Here is a 22,485-nt window from a genome sequence, read left to right as displayed (position 1 = left end):
ATGGATCGCTTCAAGCGCGGTTTTCCCGCGGGTTGGCCAATGTGGGCGCGCTGAACGGCGCCGGGCCGACCTTGCAAACGCCCGTGGCGCCTTGGTGGGCGGGCCGCTTTCCTTTTATTGACCTTTCCGCTAGGATCGAAAGTCATTCAGGCAATATCAGCCTAGCGGGTATCACGGAGACAGATTATGCGAGTCAGCGACATTCTTAAAGTCAAAGGCAACACCCTTTTCACGGTCACGCCGGACACCACGCTGCACGACGCAGTCAATACCATGGCCGAGCACGACATCGGCTCGCTGGTCGTGATGGAATACGGCGACCTCGTCGGCATGCTGACGTTTCGCGAAATTATTCTGACCTTGAGCAAGCATGGCGGCAGCCTCGGCACCTCCACGATCCGCAAGTTGATGGATGACCATCCGCTCACCTGTACGCCCGAAACGGATGTCAACGAGGTTCGTCGCATGATGCTCGAGCACCATGCGCGCTATTTGCCGGTGCTGGAAAGCCGCACGCTGATGGGCGTGATCTCGTTCTACGACGTCGCAAAGGCGGTGGTCGAGGAGCAGGGCTTCGAAAACCGCATGCTCAAGGCCTATATCCGCGACTGGCCGGAAGAACCGCAGGATCAACAACCGGCGCCGCGTTAACTCACGCGCGGTGGCTCACCGCGGCGCTCGCGCCGTTGCCGTGAGTATGAAAATGCGATCAAGGCGCGCGCGAAAGCGTGCGCTTTTTTTGTGCCCGGCCCTTCCCCCTTTGCTGCTCTCTTAGCCTGTTCTCCGAACCTCATGAGCGATCGTCCGTTACCCGCCGCCCGCCGTGCCGCCCGCGCCCACGAGACGCACGAGTCCCAGTTCCGCCTGCTCAGCCAGCGCCGCTTCGCGCCGTTTTTCTGGACCCAGTTTCTCGGCGCGATGAACGACAACGTCTTCAAGATCGGCTTCACGTCGCTCGTCACGTACCAGGCGGCGCGTTTTTCCGGCGTCGATCCGAAAACCGCGGCGTTCCTGATCTCGGCCATCTTCATTCTGCCGTTCGTGCTGCTGTCGGCCACCTCCGGCCAGATCGCGGACAAGTACGACAAGGCGATGCTCACGCGCTTCGTCAAGAGCTTCGAAATCGTCGTGATGCTGATCGGCGGCACGGGTTTCTGGCTGCATAGCGCGCCGTTGCTGTATCTGTGCACGTTTCTGATGGGCGTCCATTCGACCGTGTTCGGACCGGTCAAGTATTCGTATTTGCCGCAGCATCTGTCGAAATCGGAACTGGTCGGCGGTAACGGCATGGTCGAGATGGGCACCTTCGTCGCGATTCTGATCGGTACGATCGTCGGCGGCGTGGGCGCGGGTTTCGTCGAGCATGGCGCGGTGGTGCTGGCCTGCGCCTGTGTCGGGATTGCGCTGGTGGGGCGGCTGGTGTCGAACTTCGTGCCTGTCACGGCGGCGCCGCAGCCCGATCTGCGCGTCAACTGGAATCCGGTCAGCGAGACGTGGCGCAACCTGAAGCTCGCGCGCGAAAACCGGACGGTGTTTCTGAGCCTGCTGGGGATTTCCTGGCTGTGGTTCGTCGGTGCGACTTTTCTGTCTTCGTTTTTCAGCTTTGCGAAAAACGTGCTGTCCGCCGACCCGGACGTCGTGACCGTGCTGCTCGGCACGTTCTCGATCGGCATCGGCCTCGGTTCGCTGATGTGCGAAAAGCTCTCGAAGCGGCGCATCGAAATCGGCCTCGTGCCGCTCGGCTCGATCGGCATGAGCGTGTTCGCGATCGATCTGTTCTTCGCGAGCCATGCGTTGCCGGCCGCCGGGCATCTGCTGAGCGTCGGCGAATTCCTCGTGCGGCCTGCCCATTGGCGCGTGCTGGCCGATCTGTTCCTGCTGGCCATGTTCGGCGGCTTCTATAGCGTGCCGCTCTATGCGCTGATCCAGAGCCGCAGCCAGCCGACCCACCGCGCGCGCATCATCGCCGCGAACAATATTCTGAATTCGCTGTTCATGATCGTCTCGGCGCTGATGGCAATGGGACTGACCGCGGCGGGCTTCAGTATTCCGGCGATTTTCCTCGTCACCGCGCTGCTGAACATTGTCGTCGCGACGTACATTTATTCGCTTGTGCCTGAGTTTTTGCTGCGCTTTATCGCCTGGGTGCTGGTGCATACCTTCTACCGGATTCGCCTCGTGCATGCCGAACGGATTCCGGAAGAGGGCGCGGCTGTGCTGGTGTGCAACCACGTGAGCTTCGTCGACGCGATTGTCATCATGGCCGAGAGCCCGCGGCCGATCCGCTTCGTGATGGACCATCAGATCTTCAAGTCGCCGTTTGCCGGTTGGGTGTTCCGCCATGCGAAGGCTATTCCGATTGCGCCTGCCCATCAGGACCCTGAGCTACTGACGCGCGCCTATGAGCGCTGCGCAGAGGCGCTCGCCGAGGGCGATCTGGTCTGCATCTTCCCGGAAGGCAAGCTGACGAAGACCGGTGAGATGAATCCGTTCCGCCACGGCGTGACCGAGATCATTCGCCGCACGCCGGCGCCGGTGATACCGATGGCGCTGCGCGGGCTGTGGGGCAGCGTGTTTTCACGCGCCAACGACGCGCGTTGGCCGCGACCGATTCAGAAGGGCGTGATGAGCCGGCTGACGCTGGCGGTGGGTGAGCCGATCGATCCGGCCGAGGCGACGCCTGAGGTGCTGCAGCAGATCGTCACCGAGTTGCGCGGGGCGCGGAAGTAGGGCGGCCGGGACCTAGCCCCTTCTGGGCTGGCATAATAGTGCTTTCCCCGCATTTCTTTGGACGACGCCCATGTCCGGCAACACGCTCGGTACGCTTTTCACTGTCACGACCTTCGGCGAATCGCACGGCCCCGCGATCGGCTGCGTGATCGACGGCTGCCCGCCGGGCATGCCGCTTAGCGAAGCCGACATCCAGCTCGAACTCGATCGCCGCAAACCCGGCACGTCGCGCCATGTCACGCAGCGCCAGGAAGAAGACAAGGTCGAGATCCTGTCGGGCGTGTTCGAAGGCCAGACCACCGGCGCGCCGATCGCGCTGCTGATCCGCAATACGGACCAGCGCAGCAAGGACTACGGCAACATCGCCGACACCTTCCGTCCCGGTCACGCCGACTACACCTACTGGCAGAAATACGGCATTCGCGACTATCGCGGCGGCGGCCGTTCGTCGGCCCGTCTGACCGCACCTACGGTAGCGGCCGGCGCGGTTGCGAAGAAATGGCTGCGTGAAAAATTCGGTACCGAGATCCGCGGCTACATGGCGGCGCTCGGAGAGATCGACGTGCCGTTCGTCGACTGGTCGCATGTGCGTGAGAACCCGTTCTTCGTGCCGAACGCGGAGATCGTGCCGGAATTGGAAGCATATATGGACGCCTTGCGTAAAGACGGCGACTCGATCGGCGCACGCATCAACGTCGTGGCTTCCGGCGTGCCGGTTGGGCTCGGCGAGCCGTTGTTCGACCGCCTTGACGCGGACATCGCGCACGCCATGATGGGCATCAATGCGGTGAAGGGTGTCGAGATCGGCGCGGGCTTCGCCAGCGTCGCGCAACGCGGTTCGGTGCACGGCGACGAATTGACGCCGGAAGGCTTCGTCGGCAATCACGCGGGTGGTGTGCTCGGTGGTATTTCGACCGGCCAGGACATCACGGTGTCAATCGCGATCAAGCCGACTTCGAGCATCCGTACGCCGCGCCGCTCGATCGACAAGGCGGGGCAGCCCGTTGTCGTCGAAACGTTCGGGCGTCATGACCCGTGCGTCGGCATCCGTGCCACGCCGATCGCCGAATCCATGCTCGCGCTGGTGCTGATCGACCATGCGTTGCGCCACCGTGCGCAATGCGGCGATGTCGCCGTCAGCACGCCGAAGATTGCGGCGAGCGCGCCGTAAAGAGCGCTCTCTGAGCGTCCTCGTATTGCGCGCAGCCTCGTCTCAATGACCGATACGAACACCGAGCCGGCCGATAGCCAACTCGCGGACCTGCGCGCGCGTGCCGCGGCGCCGCACGCTGGCGCCGCGGACTGCCTCGCATTCGGACATTCGTTGCTGGAACGCGCCGGTCGCGACAAGACCCTTCGGCGCGAGGCGCTCGCGGCGCTGGTGCGCGCTTACCAGCTTGATCCCTCCTGCGAACCTCCGCTCCTAGACACCATCGCGCAGACGGCCTTCATCGTGCGCGACTGGTCGCTCGTCGACTCCGCCACGGCGCTGTTGCTCGCGCAAAACGCCGAAGACGCCAACGCGCTGATCTGGCGCGCGGCAGCCGTGCAACAACGCAACGACTTCGACATGGCCGAGCGGCTACTGCGCGAAGCGGTACGTGTCGTGCCCGGCAACCCGGTGGCGCTTCACAAGCTCGCGTTGTGCATCAAGGAGCAGGCGCGGCTGGCTGAAGCGGAAGCATTGCTCAGGCAAGTGCTGGCGTTGTCGCCGGATAACATGCATGCGCTGTTCGATCTGTCGGAACTCGAAATCCGCACGGGACGTTTCGCCGAAGGCTGGGCGCATTACGAGTCACGCGTCGCGTTCGGCGACGATTTGAATAACGCGCAGCATGCGCTCGCTGCGATCAGCGCGCATTGGCAGGGCGAATCGCTGCAAGGCAAAACGCTGGTCGTGTACGGCGAGCAAGGTAACGGCGACTGCCTTTGGGCGGTGCGGTTTCTGCCGCTGCTGGCCGAGCGGGCGCGACGCGAAGGCGGCCGGGTGATTTTCGGTCACGACGGGCCGTTGCGGCATCTATTCGAACGGATGCTGCCTGCTGACTTGCCGCTCGAAACGAGTCTTGAAACGCGGCCGGATTTCCATTGCGGGTTGATGAGCTTGCCGTTGCGGCTTGGCGTCTTCGATGCAACAGGGTGGGGCGCGCCGTATCTGAGCGCCGAGCCCGCGCGCGTGCAGGCATGGCGCGAGCGGGTTCATGCGCACACGGCCGGCAAGCCGGGCAATCGCAACGTCGGTTTAGTGTGGAACGGCAATCCTGAGCATATCCGCGATATGCGGCGGTCGGTACCTGTCGAGCAACTTGAGCCGCTATTGAGCGTGCCGGGTGTGACCTGGTTTGCGTTGTCGCCTGGGCGCAGCGAGATGGTCGCGCAGTGGCGGGCCAAGGGGCTCGATGTTGTCGACCTGACCCACCATTTTCAATCCGGATTCGACGACGTCGCCGCGCTACTGGCGAATCTGGATCTGGTCGTCACGATTGATAGCGGACCCGCTCATCTGGCGGGGGCGCTCGGCGTGCCGACGTGTTTGATGATCGATCACGTGTCGGCATGGTTTTGGGGCGACGAATCGGGCACCACGGCCTGGTACGATTCTATTGAGCTCTTTCGACAGCCTGAGATTGGCGCATGGGCGCCGGTGCTGGCTAAAGTGCGAGAGCGGGTTGAAATGATGCCGGGCGCTTGAGTTTTTTGCTTTGCGGCGACGTTGGCAGTACGTCTGCAATGGATGCCGCTTTGTTTTTACCTGCGCGGAGCTTGTTTGCCTGCATGCCGTGCGCGGACAAACAAGCTCCGCGCACGGCAAACAAACACCGAATCACATATTCGGATAGTTCGGACCGCCGCCACCCTCAGGCGTCACCCAGACGATGTTCTGGGTCGGGTCCTTGATATCGCAGGTCTTGCAATGCACGCAGTTCTGAGCGTTGATCACGAGACGCTCGCTGCCGTCGTCGTTCTTCACGAACTCATAGACGGCAGCCGGGCAGTAGCGTGACTCCGGACCGGCATAGGTCTGCCAGTTCACGTTCACCGGCACCGACGGGTCTTTCAGCGTCAGGTGAGCCGGCTGATTTTCTTCGTGGTTGGTGTTCGAAATGAACACTGAAGACAAACGGTCGAACGTCAGCTTCCCATCCGGCTTCGGATACGTGATCTGCTTGCACTGCGACGCAGGTTTCAGCATCTCGTGATCGGAATGCTGGTGATGCAGCGTCCAGGGTACGTTGCCGCCTAACAGCTTCTGCTCGATGCCGACCATCAGCGTACCGAGGTACAGGCCCTTGCTCATCCACTGCTTGAAGTTGCGCGCACGATGCAGTTCCGTGTGCAGCCACGAGGTCTTGAACGACTCCGGATAGGCCGTCAGCTCATCGCTGGTGCGGCCTGCCTGCACGGCTTCAAAAGCCGCCTCAGCCGCCAGCATGCCCGTCTTGATCGCCGCATGCGAACCCTTGATCCGCGAGGCGTTCAGGAAGCCCGCATCGTCGCCGACCAGCGCGCCGCCCGGGAACACCAGCTTCGGCAGCGACAGCAGGCCGCCCGCGGTAATCGCCCGCGCGCCGTACGACACCCGCTTGCCGCCTTCCAGAATCGCGCGGATCGCCGGATGCGTCTTGTAACGCTGGAATTCCTCGAACGGCGACAGGTACGGATTCGTGTAGCCGAGGCCGACCACAAAGCCCACCACCACCTGGTTGTTGTCCATGTGATAGAGGAACGAGCCGCCGTACGTGTCGTTCTCCAGCGGCCAGCCGGCGGTGTGCATCACCAGACCCGGCTGGTGCTTCGCCGGATCGATTTCCCACAGTTCCTTGATGCCGATACCGTAGACCTGCGGATCGACGCCTTCACGCAGCTTGAACTTGTCGTTCAGTTGACGGCCGAGGTGCCCACGCGCGCCTTCGCAGAAGAGCGTGTACTTTGCGTGCAGCTCCATGCCGAGCTGGAAGTTCTCGGTCGGCTCGCCGTCCTTGCCGATCCCCAGATTGCCGGTCGCGACGCCTTTAACCGAGCCATCGTCGTTGTAGAGGATTTCCGCAGCCGGAAAACCCGGGAAAATCTCTACACCGAGCGCTTCAGCCTGCTGACCCAGCCAGCGCGTGACGTTCGCGAGGCTGATCACGTAGTTGCCGTGATTCTTGAAGTTGTCCGGCAGCGCCCAGGTCGGCACGCTCTTCGAGCCGGTTTCCGTCAGGAACAGGAATTTGTCTTCGGTCACGTCCACCGTCAGCGGCGCGCCTTTTTCCTTCCAGCCCGGGATCAGTTCGGTGATGGCGCGCGGATCCATCACCGCGCCCGACAGGATATGAGCCCCGATCTCCGAGCCTTTTTCCAGTACGCACACGCCAAGCTCGACGCCTTTTTCCGCCGCCAGCTGCTTCAGGCGGATCGCTGCGGACAGGCCAGCCGGGCCGCCGCCGACGATCACGACGTCGTATTCCATCGACTCGCGTGGACCGTATTGCTCAATGAGACTTGCGGGGGTCATTGATGCTCCTCTTCTTACCGTTAGAATGCTTTTTTCGGGATCGTATTGTGGGCGATGGTCTCCGCCACTGCAACCAGATGAGCAGAGATTAGCACGATCGTTCTATTTCTGTGATACGGTATGACCCGCAGTGATGGTCTTACCGCACCTGTCAACCGCGTCTGTAACAACAACCGAATAAGGGAACGACAATGGGCCGTTCGATCAATCTGGAAGGCAAGGTCGCGCTGATCACCGGCGCCTCGAGCGGGTTGGGGAAGCGCTTTGCTCAAGTATTGTCGCAGGCTGGCGCCAAGGTGGTGTTGGCGAGCCGCCGCACCGAGCGCCTGAAGGAGTTGCGCGCCGAGATCGAAGCCTCCGGCGGCGCGGCGCACGTCGTCTCGCTCGACGTCACGGATTATCAAAGCATCAAGTCGGCCGTTGCCCACGCGGAGACCGAGGCGGGCACGATCGACATTCTGGTGAACAATTCAGGCGTGTCGACCACGCAGAAGCTTACGGAAGTCACGCCGGCCGACTTCGAATACGTGTTCGACACTAACACGCGCGGCGCTTTCTTTGTCGCTCAGGAAGTCGCCAAGCGCATGATCATGCGTGGCAATAGCGCGCAGAAGCCGTCATACCGGATCATCAATATCGCGTCGATGGCGGGCCTGCGGGTGTTGCCGCAGATCGGCCTGTACTCGATGAGCAAGGCCGCCGTCGTCCATATGACGAAAGCCATGGCGCTGGAGTGGGGCAAGCACGGCATCAACGTGAACGCCATCTGCCCGGGCTATATCGATACCGAGATCAACCATCATCACTGGTCGACTGAGCAGGGGCAGAAGCTGGTCTCGCTGCTGCCGCGTCATCGTGTCGGCAAGCCGGAGGATCTGGACGGGCTGTTGCTGCTGCTGGCGGCCGACGAATCGCAGTTCATCAACGGCTCGGTGATTGCCGCCGACGATGGGTTCGCTCTCGTCTGAACGCGGCTTTGGGCGGCCGGTCCTTGTTTGCCACGTTTACCCCGGCCCACGCGCCGGTTTCACCCTCGTTTCAATCCGTTAAAGAAGTACGATGAGCGATTTTCACGCAGTTTTTGAGATGTCGATGCCGATCCGCTGGGGCGACATGGACGCATTCGGCCATGTGAACAACACGGTCTATTTCCGTTACATGGAGCAGGTACGGATTTCCTGGTTCGAACAACTGGGTCTGGCCGGCAGCAATGCCGACGGGCAGGGGCCGGTGATCGTCAATGCGTCGATGGAGTTTCTCAAGCAGTTGCACTATCCGGGCGACGTGATCGGCCGGATGTCCGTGGCCACGCCCGGGCGCAGCAGTTTCGACACGGCGTTCGAACTCGTGCGCGCCGATGATCCGAACACGGTCTATGCGCGCGGTGCTGCGCGCTGCGTGTGGATCGACTACGCCGCGGGCAAGTCGGTACCGGTTCCGGATATGCTGCGCGCGACCATCGAGAGCGCGGCGCTGGTCAAGGCGGCTTGATAGCTCCCGGCGCCTCCTCAGCGCCTTCTCAGCGCCTTCTCAATGCCCGAGCAAGCGCTGCAACAGCTCGGTCGCATTCCCCGTATCGTATTTGCGCATCAGCCGCGCGCGGTAGACATCGACCGTGCGCGGGCTGATATCCAGCGCCCGTCCGATCTGCTTGCTGGTTTTGCCCGTCACCAGTTGCGCGGCGATTTCCCGTTCGCGCGGCGTTAACTCGACCGCCACGCGCCGTGTCGCGCTCAAATCCTCGAAAGTCCACACACCGGCTGCGTGCGGGTCCATGCGTTGCTGCGCGCGGCCCGTCACGTGGCACCAGAACAATTCCCCGTTGGCCCGCTTCATGATGCGGTCGTCCGCGTAGCTGCCTTGCGCGGTCATGATCGGCGGAATCCGCGCGCCGATCCGCTCGAATTCGTCCGTCGACGGATACAGCACCTGGAACGACTGGCCGAGCAGCGCCTCGCGCGTGCAGCCGAATATCGACGCCAGCTCGTCGTTGCAGTCTTCGATGATCCGTTCGCGTGACAGCACGAGTCCGATCGGGGCGAGGTGAAACGCGGTTTGGTAATCCAGTGCAGGCATGGGCTGGCGGCAAGTACTTATGTATTTTTGCGTATTGTGCCGCATGGCGCACCCAGCGTACTCTTTCGGGCACATGACAACGCGGCGAAACCGTTCGTGGCGGGCATTGGCGCAAGTGATCAGGCAATCCTGACAGTCTGAGCGCAAAGCCGGCCACGGATGACTAGAATGACGTGTCGGGCTTGCACCCGCTAAGCGTCATATCGAAGTCGCAATGATCCGGTTTCGGGTTTCCATAAAGGAAGGGACAAACGATGAACAAAGTCTATCCAGGCGCGGCTGAAGCGCTGAAAGACATCGTCAAGGACGGGCAGACGTTTGCCGTCGGCGGCTTCGGGCTGTGCGGTATTCCGGAAGCGCTGATCGGTGCGCTACGCGATTCGAAGGTGCAGGGCATCACCTGCATCAGCAACAATGCGGGCGTCGACGGTTTCGGCCTCGGTCTGCTGCTCGAAACGCGCCAGGTCAAGAAGATGATTTCTTCGTACGTGGGCGAGAACAAGGAATTCGAACGCCAATATCTGGCCGGCGAACTCGAGCTCGAATTCACGCCGCAAGGCACGCTCGCCGAGAAGCTGCGCGCCGGCGGCTCGGGCATTCCGGCCTTCTTCACGAACACCGGCTACGGCACGCTGATCGCCGAAGGCAAGGAAACCCGCCAGTTCGGCGAAAACCATTACGTGCTCGAACATTCACTGACGGCCGACGTCGCTTTGGTCAAGGCATGGAAAGCCGATAAATCGGGCAACCTGATCTATCGCCGCACCGCGCGTAACTTCAACCCGATGTGCGCGATGGCCGGCAAGATTACCGTCGCGGAAGTCGAGGAAATCGTTGAAGTAGGCGAACTCGATCCGGACGCGATCCACACGCCGGGCATTTTCGTGCAGCGCATTGTACTCAATGCGCATCCGGAAAAACGCATCGAACAACGCGTCGTCCGCGCGAAAGGAGACTGATCATGGCATGGACTCGTGACGAAATGGCCGCACGCGCGGCGAAGGAATTGCAGGACGGCTTCTACGTGAACCTCGGCATCGGCTTGCCGACGCTGGTGGCGAACCACGTGCCGGCCGGCGTCGAAGTGTGGTTGCAGTCGGAAAACGGCCTGCTCGGCATTGGCCCGTCGCCGACCGAAGAAGAAGTGGATGCCGACCTGATCAACGCCGGCAAGCAGACGGTGACCACGCTGCCGGGTTCGTCGATTTTCTCGTCGGCGGATTCGTTCGCGATGATTCGCGGCGGCCACATCAATCTGGCGATTCTGGGCGCGATGCAGATCAGCAAGAAGGGCGATCTGGCCAACTGGATGATTCCGGGCAAGATGATCAAGGGCATGGGCGGCGCGATGGATCTGGTCGCAGGCGTCAAGCGCGTGGTCGTGCTGATGGAGCATGTCGCGAAGGGCGACCAGCACAAGATCCTCGAAGAATGCACGTTGCCGCTGACGGGCGTGGGCGTGGTCGATCAGATCATTACCGATCTCGGCGTGATCGAAGTGACGGAAGACGGTCTGAAGGTGACTGAGCTGGCGCCGGGCGTCAGCGTCGAGGAGATCCAGACGAAGACGGGCGCGCCGCTGGATGTGAGCGCGGTGAGCTGAATGGTGGTGTGAGCCGTTCGCCTCGGTCTTTGTGACGGAAGCGGGCGGCAACGCGAGTTGCCTTGTGGGTCTTGAGGCGGCTTGCGAAGCGAATTGAAGCGAGGTTGCAAACGGGCGAGGCGCGGGTCTCGCCCGTTTTGTTTTGGTGCCGTCTTTTCCTCCCGTTTTGCGCTGCCCGCATCGGGGTGCCGGCGCTGCGGCTTTTACCCTGCGGCATCCTGGTCAGTCTTAGGCCGATTGGCCGATCCTTGCCGCATGGCAAAGCGGTTTACAATCGTTTGAAGATTCGACGTTCATTTCCCGCCGCTTGGTCTGCGTCGAGCCCATGGCGCTTTTGCAAGGAACCCAGATGACCGAGACGTCCGCTTCCACCGCTGAGCGGCCCGCGCCGCGCCAACGTTATGTGCAGTGCGCGAGCGCCGGTGGCCTGCACCGGATCGCCTACACCGAGTGGGGCGACCCCGCTAATCCGCGTGTGCTGCTGTGCGTGCACGGCTTGACGCGATCGGGGCGCGATTTCGACCGCCTCGCGGCGGAATTCGCCGGCACTTACCGCGTGGTGTGTCCGGATGTGGCGGGGCGGGGCTTGTCTTCGTGGCTCGCGAACCCCAACTTCTATAGCATCCCGCAGTACGTCGCCGACATGGTTACGCTGATCGCGCGCCTGAACGTCGAAACGGTCGACTGGTTCGGTACCTCGATGGGCGGTCTGATCGGGCTCGCGCTGGCCGGCCTGCCGGAAACGCCGATTCGTAAAATGCTGCTGAACGACGTCGGGCCGCATCTGGAGCCGGTGGCCGTAGAGCGCATCGGCGATTACCTCGGCAAGCCCGTGCGTTTCGAAACGCTGCAGCAGGGCATCGATTACGCAGCGTTGCTTGCGCAAACTTTCGGTCCGCTCACACCAGAGGAATGGCGCGAGATCAATACGCCGCTTTTGCACGAGCAGGACGGCGCGTGGTTGTTCCGCTACGACCCGCGAATCGCACAGCCGTTTACCGCGACAACCGAAGAAGCGGCCAAACTCGGCGAGGCCGCGTTGTGGCATTCGCTGGCTGCGTTTCAGGGGCCGGTGCTGGTGGTGCGAGGCGAGCAATCGGATCTGCTTTCGCGTGAGACCGTCGCTAAGATGGTCGAGACAGGGCGCGCTGTATCCAGCGCGGAAATCTCGGGCGTCGGGCATGCGCCGGCGTTTCTGTCGGCTGACCAGATCGACCTCGCGAGGCAGTTCTTTATCGGGCCGGCCGCTGACGCGTCATAATGTAGGGTTCCGCGCGGCGTCCTCTATTGGATGCAATGCGCGGGAGCAATGCGGAACGCATCTGCGATCAATTTTCAACCAACCTCAGGATTCTTCATGGCAGTCATTCGTCACCACGTCGGCAAGCGCCTCTCGGAAACTGCTGTGTACAACGGCACCGTGTACCTCGCCGGCCAGATCGCCGAAGACGCGGATCAGGACATCACGGGTCAGACGCGCGAAGTGCTCGGCCACATCGACCGTCTGCTGGAAGAAGTGAACAGCGACAAGTCGCACTTGCTGTCCGTGCAGATCTACATCTCGGACATGGTGCACTTCGCCGGCATGAACGCAGTGTGGGACGAGTGGGTCGCACAAGGCGCCACGCCGCCGCGCGCTACCGTCGAAGCGAAGCTCGCTAACCCGAAGTGCCTCGTCGAAATCGTCGTGGTCGCGGCGCAGCGCGATTGAGCCTGGCTGACCTGGTTTACGCCTGGTCTCGCAGTTGTTGTTGACATTCCGTTGATCCGTCTGGCCCGGTGGGCCGTCGCACCATGACTACCGAAATCGTTACGAGCACGCCAACCCCCATCCCTTCCTTCGACGAAGCGATGGCGTTCGTGCGCGAACATGCGGGCGAAGTGCGGCTCTCATCGGGCGAGTTGCTGGCGGATCATGCGGCGGGTACGGCGTCGATCATGCGCACGCTCAATGTCGATCCGCCGGCTGTGCTGGCAGCGGCCTTGTTTGCCCTGACGCCGCATCTGCAAGACCCGGAACGCGTGATCGCCGATAACTTCGGCGAAGAAGTCGCGCAACTGGTGGGCGACGTGCGCAAGTTGCTGCGCCTGGGGACGGTGAGCTTGCGCGCCGCGCAGAATGCGATGCCCGAAGCCGGGCGCGATGCGCAAGCCGCGCGCCGCGCGCAGGTCGAGGCGCTGCGCAAGATGCTGCTCGCGTTCGCGCAGGACATTCGCGTCGTGCTGATACGGCTCGCGTCGCGCTTGCAATCGCTGCGTTATTACGCGGCGGCGAAAATCACGCCGTCGCCCGACGTCGCGCGTGAAACGCTCGATATTTATGCGCCTCTCGCCAACCGGCTCGGCATCTGGCAACTGAAATGGGAGCTCGAGGATCTCGCGCTCCGCTTCGAAGAGCCGGTCACGTACAAGCGCATCGCCAAGCTGCTCGACGAGAAGCGCGTCGAGCGCGAGAGCTATGTTGCGCAGGCAATCGAGCGGCTGCAGCAGGAACTGGCTGCGGCGAATGTTCAGGCTGAAGTCAGCGGCCGGCCAAAACACATTTACAGCATCTGGCGCAAGATGCACGGCAAGGAGCTGGACTTCGCCGAACTGTACGATGTGCGCGCGTTTCGCGTCATCGTGCAGGACATCAAGGATTGCTACACCGTGCTCGGCATCGTGCACAACCTGTGGCAGCCGGTGCCGAAAGAGTTCGACGACTACATCTCGCGGCCGAAGCCGAACGGCTATAAATCGCTGCACACGGTCGTGATCGGCGACGACGGCCGCGCGTTCGAAGTACAGATCCGCACGCAGGAAATGCATCAGTTCGCCGAGTATGGCGTGGCGGCGCACTGGCGTTATAAGGAAGCGGGCACGCGTGGCTACGGCGGCCAGTTCAGCGCCAATGAGAAGTACGACGAGAAGATCGCGTGGTTGCGTCAACTGCTCGCGTGGAAAGACGACGTCTCCGAAGGCGAGCACGGCGAGAAGCGCGCCGCGCAGCCGTGGGAGCAATTGCGCCAGGCTACGCTCGACGACGACCACATCTACGTGCTCACGCCGCAAGCACGCGTGATTCCGCTGCCGCACGGCGCCACACCGGTGGACTTCGCGTATCACCTGCATAGCGAGCTGGGGCATCGCTGCCGTGGTGCGCGTGTCGATGGCGCGATGGTGCCGCTCAACACGGCGTTGCAGAACGGCCAGACGGTCGAGATCGTCGCGGTGAAAGAGGGCGGTCCGTCGCGTGACTGGCTCAACCCGCAACTCGGGTATCTGCAGAGCCATCGGGCGCGGCAGAAAGTGCGCGCGTGGTTCAACGCGGTCGAAGTGCAGGAGCACATCTCGAGCGGCCGTGCGATGGTCGAAAAGACCCTGCAGCGCGAGGGCAAGACGTCGGTCAATCTCGATCAGCTCGCCGCCAAGCTCGGCTTCAAGACCACCGACGATCTGTTCTCGGTGGTCGGTAAGGAAGAATTCAGTCTGCGGCTCGTCGAGCAGGCGCTGCACGATGCGCCGCCGCCCGAGCCTGTGGTCGAAGCGCCGGAACAGTTCGAGAAGCGCAGTAGCGGCGCGAGCGTCGCCCGCGGGGCTTCCACGGGTGTGCTCGTGGTCGGCGTCGACGCATTGCTCACGCAACTCGCGCGCTGTTGTCGTCCCGCACCGCCCGACGACATCAGCGGCTTCGTCACGCGCGGCAAGGGTATGTCGATCCACCGCAGCGATTGTCCGACCTTCGTGCGCATGGCCGATCGCGCACCGGAGCGTGTGTTGCAAACTGCGTGGTCGGCGGATGTCATGAGCGGCCGCGGGCAGTCGGTCTATCCCGTCGACCTCAGCATCGAGGCCACAGATCGGCAAGGTCTGCTGCGCGATATCTCCGAAGTTTTCGCGCGCGAGAAGATGAATGTGATCGGCGTGAAAACGCAGTCGCGTCGCAATGCGGCGTTCATGCAATTTACTGTCGAGGTATCGAGCGCCGCGCAAATTCAGCGCGCGTGTACGTTGCTCGGTGAAGTAATCGGCGTGGTGCGCGCTTCTCGCAAGAGTTGATGCGCGGACGAGGCGGACGGTGCCTGTGGGTGCCTGCAGGTGCCCGGCAGGCATCGGTTCGATGTGCCCGCGCGCATGAGTAGAAATTTAAAGTCGGTGCATAAAAGTACTTGCCAAGCGGTGTGGGGCTCCATATAATCTCGTTTCTTCAGGCTCGTAGCTCAGCTGGTTAGAGCACCACCTTGACATGGTGGGGGTCGTTGGTTCGAGTCCAATCGAGCCTACCAACGAAAGAGAAATTCCGGTTTTGCCGGGGTTTCGCAAACTGCAGTAAGCGCTTCGGCGCAAAAGGCAAATACGGTTATGGCACCGCGAACGTTGACCGAAACTACTTCGGAGCGACGCTAGTCGAGGACCACTTTCGCCACTGTAGTTAGCAGGAAATGTGAATGCGGCCCCTCGAAAGTGGGGCCGCATTTTTTTTGGTTTTTTGACCTGGTTGTATGTGCCGCCGCCGGTCGGCACCACGGAGAACGCAATGGTTTCGATACGTCTGCCTGACGGTTCTGTTCGACAGTACGAGCATCCGGTGACCGTCGCCGAAGTGGCCGCCTCGATCGGCCCCGGCCTCGCGAAAGCTGCGCTCGGCGGCAAGATCGACGGTGAACTCGTCGATACGTCCACGCTGATCGATCACGACGTGTCGCTTGCCATCGTCACCGAGAAAGACGCCGACGGCCTCGACATCATTCGTCACTCCACGGCGCACTTGCTCGCGTACGCGGTGAAGGATCTGTTCCCGGAAGCGCAGGTTACGATCGGTCCGGTGATCGACAACGGTTTTTACTACGACTTCGCGTATAGCCGTCCTTTCACGCCGGAAGATCTCGAGAAGATCGAAAAGCGCATGCAGGAACTCGCGAAGAAAGACGAGCCGGTCTCGCGCCGTGTGGTCTCGCGCGACGAAGCCGTGGACTACTTCAAGAGCATCGGCGAAAAGTACAAGGCCGAGATCATCGAATCGATTCCGGCCACCGACGAAATCAAGCTGTACTCGCACGGCGGCTTCACGGATCTGTGCCGCGGCCCGCACGTGCCGTCCACCGGCAAGCTGAAGGTTTTCAAGCTGATGAAGCTTGCGGGCGCTTACTGGCGCGGCGACTCGAAGAACGAGCAACTGCAGCGTATCTATGGCACGGCCTGGACGAAGAAAGAAGACCAGGAAGCGTATCTGCACATGCTTGAGGAGGCGGAAAAGCGCGATCACCGCAAGCTTGGCAAGCAACTCGATTTGTTTCACATGCAGGACGAGTCGCCGGGCATGGTGTTCTGGCATCCGCGTGGCTGGACGCTGTGGCAGCAGGTCGAGCAGTACATGCGCCGCCGTGTGAACGACGCCGGCTACCTCGAAATCAAGACGCCGATGATCATGGACCGCTCGCTCTGGGAAGCGTCGGGCCACTGGCAGAACTATCGTGAAAACATGTTCACGACGGAATCGGAAAAGCGCGACTACGCGATCAAGCCGATGAACTGCCCGGGTCACGTGCAGGTGTTCAACCACGGTCTGCGCTCGTATCGCGATCTGCCTCTGCGTTACGCGGAATTCGGCTCGTGTCACCGCAACGAATCGTCGGGCGCGCTGCATGGTCTGATGCGCGTGCGTGGCTTCGTGCAGGACGACGCGCACATTTTCTGTACCGAAGACCAGTTCATCAGCGAATCGATCGCGTTCAACACGCTGGCGATGAGCGTCTATAAGGACTTCGGCTTCGACAATGTCGAGATCAAGCTGTCGCTGCGCCCGGATGCTCGCGCCGGCACGGACGAGACATGGGATCGTGCGGAGCAGGGCCTGCGTGAGGCGCTGACGGCGTGCGGCGTGACGTGGGAAGAGTTGGCGGGCGAGGGCGCGTTCTACGGCCCGAAGGTGGAGTACCACATCAAGGACGCGCTCGGCCGCTCGTGGCAGTGCGGCACGTTGCAGCTCGATATGGTGCTGCCGGAGCGCCTCGGCGCTGAATACGTCGCCGAAGACAATAGCCGCCGCCGCCCGATCATGCTGCACCGGGCAATCGTCGGATCAATGGAGCGTTTCCTCGGCATTCTGATCGAGCACCATGCTGGTGCAATGCCGTCGTGGCTCGCGCCGATGCAGGTCGTGGTGATGAATATCGCCGAAAGTCAGACCGAATATGCGCAGTCGCTAGCCCAATCGTTGCAAAAACAAGGGGTTAGAGTAGAGGCCGATTTGCGCAACGAGAAGATTAGCTATAAAATACGGGAGCACACGCTGGAAAAGGTGCCGTACCTGCTTGTGGTCGGCGACAAAGAGCGTGAAGCCCAAACGGTAGCCGTGCGTGCCCGTGGTGGTGTCGATCTGGGCGTGATGCCTCTCGATACCTTCATTGAGCGTCTGCGCCAGGACGTGCAGTCGTTCAATTGAGCCACTTGGCAGCCCGGCTCGTTTTTTTAATTTTTAGAGGAAACGTAACATCGCTACTGATAAGTCTGCGCACCGCATCAACGGTGAAATTACAGCACCCGAGGTGCGTCTGGTCGGAGTCGAGAACGAACCGCTCGGCATCGTGAAACTCGCTGATGCGTTCCGCATGTCGGAACAGCAGGATGTGGATCTGGTTGAAATCGCTCCGCAAGCGGTTCCTCCGGTCTGCCGTTTGATGGACTACGGCAAGTTCAAGTACTCGGAAGCGAAGAAGCAACACGAGGCCAAGCTCAAGCAGAAGATCGTCCAGGTCAAGGAAGTCAAATTCCGCCCGGGCACCGATGACGGCGACTACAACGTCAAGCTGCGCAACCTCATCCGCTTCCTCGACGACGGCGACAAGACGAAAATCACGTTGCGTTTCCGTGGCCGCGAAATGGCTCACCAGGAAATCGGTATGCGCATGCTCGAGCGCCTGCGCACGGACCTCGACGAAGTCGGTCAGGTCGAGCAGATGCCGAAAATGGAAGGGCGCCAGATGATCATGGTGCTCGCGCCGAAGAAAAAGAAGTAAGCCGCTGGAGCAGCGGCGCACCGTGTGGTGCGCGCTCCGGTTGTGAAAGATTGAAACGATGCTGTGCCGGGTGTCCGGTGCGGGATCGGCAGGTTTCGGAACGGCGCATGTGCAAATGTGCGCCGCTTCCTGAAAAGCGGCTGCCGGCAGTAACGGCGGTCTGCATACCAAGTGGAATGGGTTTCGAAGGGCGGGTAATGGCCATCTGGCCGACCGCACACCCATATCCATCTAATAATGGAGTTGTCATGCCGAAGATGAAGACCAAGAAGAGTGCTGCAAAGCGCTTCGTGGTGCGTCCGGGCGGTACCGTTAAGCGCGGTCAAGCCTTCAAGCGCCACATTCTTACCAAGAAGACCACCAAGAACAAACGCCATTTGCGCGGTTCGACGTCAGTTCATGAAGCAGATATGAACTCCGTGCGCGCAATGCTGCCGTTCGCTTAACCCTTAACCGACACTCATAGGAGCAAGACATGCCTCGAGTAAAACGTGGGGTTACCGCACGGGCCCGTCACAAGAAGATCATCAAGCTGGCCAAGGGTTACCGCGGCCGTCGCAATAACGTCTATCGCATCGCCAAGCAGGCGGTCATGCGCGCAGGCCAATACGCCTACCGCGATCGCCGCAACAAGAAGCGTGTGTTCCGTGCATTGTGGATCACGCGTATCAACGCGGCGGTGCGTCAGCACGACATGACGTACAGCGTGTTCATCAACGGCCTGAAGAAGGCTTCGATCGAACTCGACCGCAAGGTGCTGGCCGACATGGCTGTGTTCGACAAGGCTGCTTTTGCTGCGATCGTTCAGCAGGTGAAAGCCGCCGTTGCAGCCTGATTGCGCTTTGGGCAATTAAACTGCGTGGTTCGTTGCAGCGAACATCCGGTAGTCTCGGTGACGCTGCAGCAAAAACGGGGCTCCTCACCGAGCCCCGTTTTTGTTGGTCGAACCAGTTTTGCATCGATTGAACACTGACGTTGAAATGATGGGATCAATGGATCTGGACCAGATTGTCGCCGACGCGCAAAAAGCCTTCGCAGAAGCCTCCGACGTCACCACCCTCGAGAACGAGAAAGCGCGCTTTCTCGGCAAATCGGGTGCGTTGACCGAGCTATTGAAGGGCCTTGGCAAACTCGATCCCGAAACGCGCAAGACCGAAGGCGCACGGATCAACCTCGTCAAGCAACAAGTGGAGGCCGCGTTGACGGCCCGCCGTCAGGCGCTCGCCGACGCGTTGCTGAACCAGCGCCTCGCCGCTGAAGCCATTGACGTCACGTTGCCCGGCCGCGGCACCGGCGCAGGCAGCCTGCACCCGGTGATGCGTACATGGGAACGCGTCGAACAGATTTTCCGTACGATTGGATTCGATGTGGCCGACGGCCCCGAGATCGAAACCGACTGGTACAACTTCACCTCGCTGAACAGCCCGGAAAACCACCCGGCGCGTTCGATGCAGGACACCTTCTACGTCGACGGCAAAGATGCCGACGGCCGTCAACTGTTGCTACGCACGCACACCAGCCCGATGCAGGTGCGTTACGCCCGTACCAACACGCCGCCGATCAAGGTGATCGTGCCGGGCCGCACGTATCGTGTGGACAGCGACGCAACGCATTCGCCGATGTTCAACCAGGTCGAAGGCCTGTGGATCGACGAGAACATCAGCTTCGCGGACCTGAAGGGCGTCTACTCCGATTTCCTCAAGAAATTCTTCGAGCGCGACGATATTCAGGTGCGCTTCCGCCCGTCGTACTTTCCGTTCACCGAACCGTCGGCTGAAATCGACATGCTGTTCGAAACGGGCAAGAACGCCGGCAAGTGGCTCGAAATTTCGGGTTCCGGCCAGGTTCACCCCACGGTGATCCGCAACATGGGCCTCGACCCCGAGCGCTATATCGGTTTTGCTTTCGGCAGCGGCCTCGAGCGGCTCACGATGTTGCGTTACGGCGTGCAAGACCTGCGTTTGTTCTTCGAAAACGACCTGCGTTTCCTGCGTCAATTCGCGTGAGCGGGCGCGTACGAACGCGACAAGCATAGAGCGCGGCACTGCAGGCAGTGCCGCAGCAGCGTCCCCGGCAGAGTCCAGTGAATCAATGGGCCGCCTGCCGGACCTGGACCTAACCTGATCAGAACGTAGACAGAACCATGCAATTCCCGGAATCCTGGCTGAGAACCTTTGTCGATCCGCAACTGACGACCGATGAGCTGTCGCACGCGTTGACGATGGCGGGTCTCGAAGTCGAAGACCTGCGGCCGGCCGCGCCGCCGACCTCGAAGATCGTCGTCGGTCAGGTGCTGGAAGTCGTCAAGCACCCGGACGCGGACAAGCTCAACGTGTGCCAGGTCGATGCCGGCACGGGCGCAACGCTGAACATCGTGTGCGGTGCGCCAAATGTCGCGCCGGGCATCAAGGTGCCGGTCGCGCTGGTCGGCGCGCAACTGCCGCCGGCCGAAGAGGGCGGCACGCCGTTCGCGATCAAGCTCTCGAAGCTGCGCGGCGTGGAAAGCCAGGGCATGCTGTGCTCGGCACGGGAACTGAAGCTCTCGGATGATCATAGCGGCCTGATGATCCTGCCGGAAGCTACGCCGATCGGCCAGGACATCCGCGAAACGCTCAATCTCGACGACACGGTTTTCGAAATCAAGCTGACGCCGAACAAGGCGGACTGCCTGTCGGTGTTCGGCGTGGCGCGCGAAACGTCGGCCATCACTGGTGCTGCGCTGCGTCCGCTTGAGATCAAGCCGGTCGAAGTCAAGTTGAACGAAACGTTGCCCGTCAAAATCTCGGCGCCCGATTTGTGCGGCCGCTTCTCGGGTCGCGTGATTCGTGGCGTGAATGCGCGTGCGAAGTCGCCGCAATGGATGGTGCAGCGTCTCGAGCGTTCGGGTCAGCGCAGCATTTCCGCGCTCGTCGATATTTCGAACTATGTGATGCTCGAACTCGGCCGTCCGTCGCACGTGTTCGATCTGGACAAGATCCACGGCGGCATGGACGTGCGTTGGGGCCGCAAGGGCGAAACGCTCAAGCTGCTGAATGGCAACACCGTTGAACTCGATGAAACCGTCGGCGTGATCGCAGACGAACAGCACATCGAAAGCCTCGCCGGCATCATGGGCGGCGACAGCACGGCCGTCACGCTCGACACCACCAACATCTATCTCGAAGCCGCGTTCTGGTGGCCGGATAGCATTCGTGGCCGCTCGCGCAAGTACAACTTCTCGACCGATGCAGGCCATCGTTTCGAACGTGGCGTCGATTACGCGACCACCGTCGAACACATCGAACGCATTACGCAATTGATCCTCGATATCTGCGGCGGCGAAGCCGGCCCGGTCGACGATCAGATCGTCAACGTGCCGAAGCGCGAGCCGGTGAAGATGCGGGTCTCGCGTGCGAACCGCATCATCGGCATCAAGATCGACGCGGACGAAATTGCGCAGATCTTCACGCGCCTCGGCCTCACGTTCGAACGTGACGGCGATACGTTCGCGGTGATGCCGCCGTCGTACCGCTTCGATATCGAAATCGAAGAAGACCTGATCGAAGAAGTCGCGCGCATCTACGGCTTCGAAAAGATCCCCGCACGTCCGCCGGTCGCGACCAGCGAAATGCTGCCGACTAACGAAACGCAGCGCTCGATTCACGTGATCCGTCACGCGCTCGCCGCGCGCGATTACGCGGAGACGGTTAACTTCAGCTTTGTGGATGCCGAGTGGGAGTCGGACTTCGCCGGCAACGACAAGCCTGTTCGTCTGTTGAATCCGATTGCGAGCCAGTTGTCGGTCATGCGCACTACGCTGTTCGGTAGCCTGATCAACGTTCTGCGCACGAATCTGAACCGTCGCGCGGCCGATCGCGTACGCGTGTTCGAAGCCGGCCGCGTGTTCCTGCACGATCCGTCGATCAAGGCAGGTGAATTGACCGTCGAAGGTTTCGCCCAGCCGAAGATGTTCGGTGGCCTCGCCTACGGTCCCGCGCTCGAAGAGCAGTGGGGCGCGCAAACGCGCACCGTCGACTACTTCGACGTGAAGGGCGATCTGGAAGCCGTGCTCGCGCCGGCCGTCGCGAGCTTCGTGAAAGCGGAGCATCCGGCATTGCATCCGGGCCGCAGCGCGCGTATTGAACTGAATGATCGCGCGGTGGGCTGGATTGGTGAATTGCATCCGCGCTGGATGCAGAAATATGATTTGCCGCATGCGCCGATTCTGTTTGAAATCGAATCGGAAGCATTAATGCAGCGTGTATTGCCGACTCCGGCCGATGTGTCTAAATTCCCGCCGGTGCGTCGCGATATCGCGGTGGTCGTCGATCAGAAAATCGAGGTGCAGGAGCTGCTGGACGAGCTCCAGAAGGCTCAGTCCGAAGAGGCTTGCAAGACTGTTCAGAAGGTTGTGCTTTTCGACGAATTCCGTCCAAAATCAAACACTTCCGGTGGTTTGGCTGCTCACGAGAAAAGCCTTGCGTTCCGTGTGACCTTGCAAGATACTGGCGGGACCCTTCAGGATGAAACGGTCGATCTGGCCATTCAAACTCTGGTGGAACGTCTGGCTCGAGTATATGGCGCACGGTTGCGTGGATAAC

19 protein-coding genes and 1 tRNA gene are annotated in these 22,485 nt (G+C 61.3%); 18 read left to right on the top strand and 2 right to left on the bottom strand.

Translation table 11 applies throughout. From position 1 onward, the window contains the following. Window positions 1-186 precede the first annotated feature (186 nt). The 4 genes from M0D64_RS25130 (at window position 187) to M0D64_RS25115 (ending at window position 5,422) form a co-directional block, all read left to right on the top strand. Window positions 187-651, top strand: a complete 465-nt coding sequence (locus tag M0D64_RS25130) for a CBS domain-containing protein (protein WP_266259662.1) — start codon at window positions 187-189, stop codon at window positions 649-651. Between the two features lie 141 nt (window positions 652-792). After that, complete coding sequence (locus tag M0D64_RS25125) at window positions 793-2,730, top strand: MFS transporter (protein WP_266259661.1); 1,938 nt, start codon at window positions 793-795, stop codon at window positions 2,728-2,730. Between the two features lie 70 nt (window positions 2,731-2,800). Continuing rightward, on the top strand, window positions 2,801-3,901 hold the full coding sequence (gene aroC, locus M0D64_RS25120) for a chorismate synthase (protein ID WP_266259660.1): 1,101 nt from the start codon (window positions 2,801-2,803) through the stop codon (window positions 3,899-3,901). A 45-nt stretch (window positions 3,902-3,946) separates the two neighbouring features. Beyond that, window positions 3,947-5,422 (top strand): glycosyltransferase family 9 protein, encoded by a 1,476-nt coding sequence (locus tag M0D64_RS25115; protein ID WP_266259659.1) that lies wholly within the window; start codon window positions 3,947-3,949, stop codon window positions 5,420-5,422. Window positions 5,423-5,554: 132 nt separating this feature from the next. On the opposite strand, the gene M0D64_RS25110 is transcribed toward M0D64_RS25115, so the two are convergent. Next, window positions 5,555-7,228 carry an electron transfer flavoprotein-ubiquinone oxidoreductase gene (locus M0D64_RS25110; RefSeq protein ID WP_266259658.1) on the bottom strand — a complete coding sequence of 558 codons (1,674 nt, stop codon included), beginning with the start codon at window positions 7,226-7,228 and terminating at the stop codon, window positions 5,555-5,557. 191 nt (window positions 7,229-7,419) lie between these two features. Here M0D64_RS25110 and M0D64_RS25105 point away from each other — a divergent pair, with 191 nt between their 5' ends. Continuing rightward, window positions 7,420-8,196, top strand: a complete 777-nt coding sequence (locus tag M0D64_RS25105; protein WP_154559030.1) for an SDR family oxidoreductase — start codon at window positions 7,420-7,422, stop codon at window positions 8,194-8,196. A gap of 91 nt (window positions 8,197-8,287) precedes the next feature. Next, window positions 8,288-8,719 (top strand): thioesterase family protein, encoded by a 432-nt coding sequence (locus tag M0D64_RS25100; protein WP_097389915.1) that lies wholly within the window; start codon window positions 8,288-8,290, stop codon window positions 8,717-8,719. A gap of 39 nt (window positions 8,720-8,758) precedes the next feature. On the opposite strand, the gene M0D64_RS25095 is transcribed toward M0D64_RS25100, so the two are convergent. Beyond that, window positions 8,759-9,304, bottom strand: a complete 546-nt coding sequence (locus M0D64_RS25095) for a LuxR C-terminal-related transcriptional regulator (protein WP_054040426.1) — start codon at window positions 9,302-9,304, stop codon at window positions 8,759-8,761. Window positions 9,305-9,558: 254 nt separating this feature from the next. On the opposite strand from M0D64_RS25095, the gene M0D64_RS25090 reads away from it, so the two are divergent. The 12 genes from M0D64_RS25090 to pheT all read left to right on the top strand — a co-directional run bounded on the left by M0D64_RS25090 (window position 9,559) and on the right by pheT (window position 22,484). Beyond that, the gene (locus tag M0D64_RS25090) at window positions 9,559-10,263 is read left to right on the top strand and encodes a CoA transferase subunit A (RefSeq protein ID WP_028200192.1); all 705 of its coding nucleotides are present in this window, start codon (window positions 9,559-9,561) and stop codon (window positions 10,261-10,263) included. Between the two features lie 2 nt (window positions 10,264-10,265). Continuing rightward, window positions 10,266-10,907: a CoA transferase subunit B gene (locus tag M0D64_RS25085; protein WP_097389913.1), complete on the top strand. Its 642-nt coding sequence runs from the start codon at window positions 10,266-10,268 to the stop codon at window positions 10,905-10,907. A 349-nt stretch (window positions 10,908-11,256) separates the two neighbouring features. Then, window positions 11,257-12,168: an alpha/beta fold hydrolase gene (locus M0D64_RS25080; RefSeq protein ID WP_266259657.1), complete on the top strand. Its 912-nt coding sequence runs from the start codon at window positions 11,257-11,259 to the stop codon at window positions 12,166-12,168. A 96-nt stretch (window positions 12,169-12,264) separates the two neighbouring features. After that, window positions 12,265-12,618: a RidA family protein gene (locus tag M0D64_RS25075; RefSeq protein WP_028200195.1), complete on the top strand. Its 354-nt coding sequence runs from the start codon at window positions 12,265-12,267 to the stop codon at window positions 12,616-12,618. A gap of 83 nt (window positions 12,619-12,701) precedes the next feature. After that, window positions 12,702-14,945, top strand: coding sequence for a bifunctional (p)ppGpp synthetase/guanosine-3',5'-bis(diphosphate) 3'-pyrophosphohydrolase (locus tag M0D64_RS25070; protein WP_154559034.1), 2,244 nt, complete (start codon window positions 12,702-12,704; stop codon window positions 14,943-14,945). Between the two features lie 150 nt (window positions 14,946-15,095). After that, window positions 15,096-15,172 (top strand) — tRNA-Val (locus M0D64_RS25065). 251 nt (window positions 15,173-15,423) lie between these two features. After that, window positions 15,424-17,331, top strand: coding sequence for a threonine--tRNA ligase (gene thrS, locus M0D64_RS25060; RefSeq protein ID WP_266259656.1), 1,908 nt, complete (start codon window positions 15,424-15,426; stop codon window positions 17,329-17,331). Between the two features lie 49 nt (window positions 17,332-17,380). Beyond that, window positions 17,381-17,905 (top strand): translation initiation factor IF-3, encoded by a 525-nt coding sequence (infC, locus tag M0D64_RS25055; RefSeq protein ID WP_074263967.1) that lies wholly within the window; start codon window positions 17,381-17,383, stop codon window positions 17,903-17,905. 248 nt (window positions 17,906-18,153) lie between these two features. Then, window positions 18,154-18,351, top strand: coding sequence for a 50S ribosomal protein L35 (rpmI, locus tag M0D64_RS25050; protein WP_097389908.1), 198 nt, complete (start codon window positions 18,154-18,156; stop codon window positions 18,349-18,351). Window positions 18,352-18,380: 29 nt separating this feature from the next. Next, window positions 18,381-18,740, top strand: a complete 360-nt coding sequence (gene rplT / locus M0D64_RS25045) for a 50S ribosomal protein L20 (RefSeq protein WP_006052502.1) — start codon at window positions 18,381-18,383, stop codon at window positions 18,738-18,740. 157 nt (window positions 18,741-18,897) lie between these two features. Continuing rightward, the gene (pheS, locus tag M0D64_RS25040; protein ID WP_028200200.1) at window positions 18,898-19,911 is read left to right on the top strand and encodes a phenylalanine--tRNA ligase subunit alpha; all 1,014 of its coding nucleotides are present in this window, start codon (window positions 18,898-18,900) and stop codon (window positions 19,909-19,911) included. A 137-nt stretch (window positions 19,912-20,048) separates the two neighbouring features. Continuing rightward, a complete protein-coding gene (pheT, locus tag M0D64_RS25035) occupies window positions 20,049-22,484 on the top strand; it encodes a phenylalanine--tRNA ligase subunit beta (RefSeq protein WP_266259655.1) in 2,436 nt (811 codons plus the stop codon). The last annotated feature ends 1 nt before the right edge of the window (window position 22,485 follow it).

The organism is Paraburkholderia sp. WS6 (assembly GCF_030464835.1).
Lineage (GTDB): Bacteria > Pseudomonadota > Gammaproteobacteria > Burkholderiales > Burkholderiaceae > Paraburkholderia > Paraburkholderia madseniana.
This window is presented reverse-complemented; position numbering and strand designations above follow the sequence as displayed.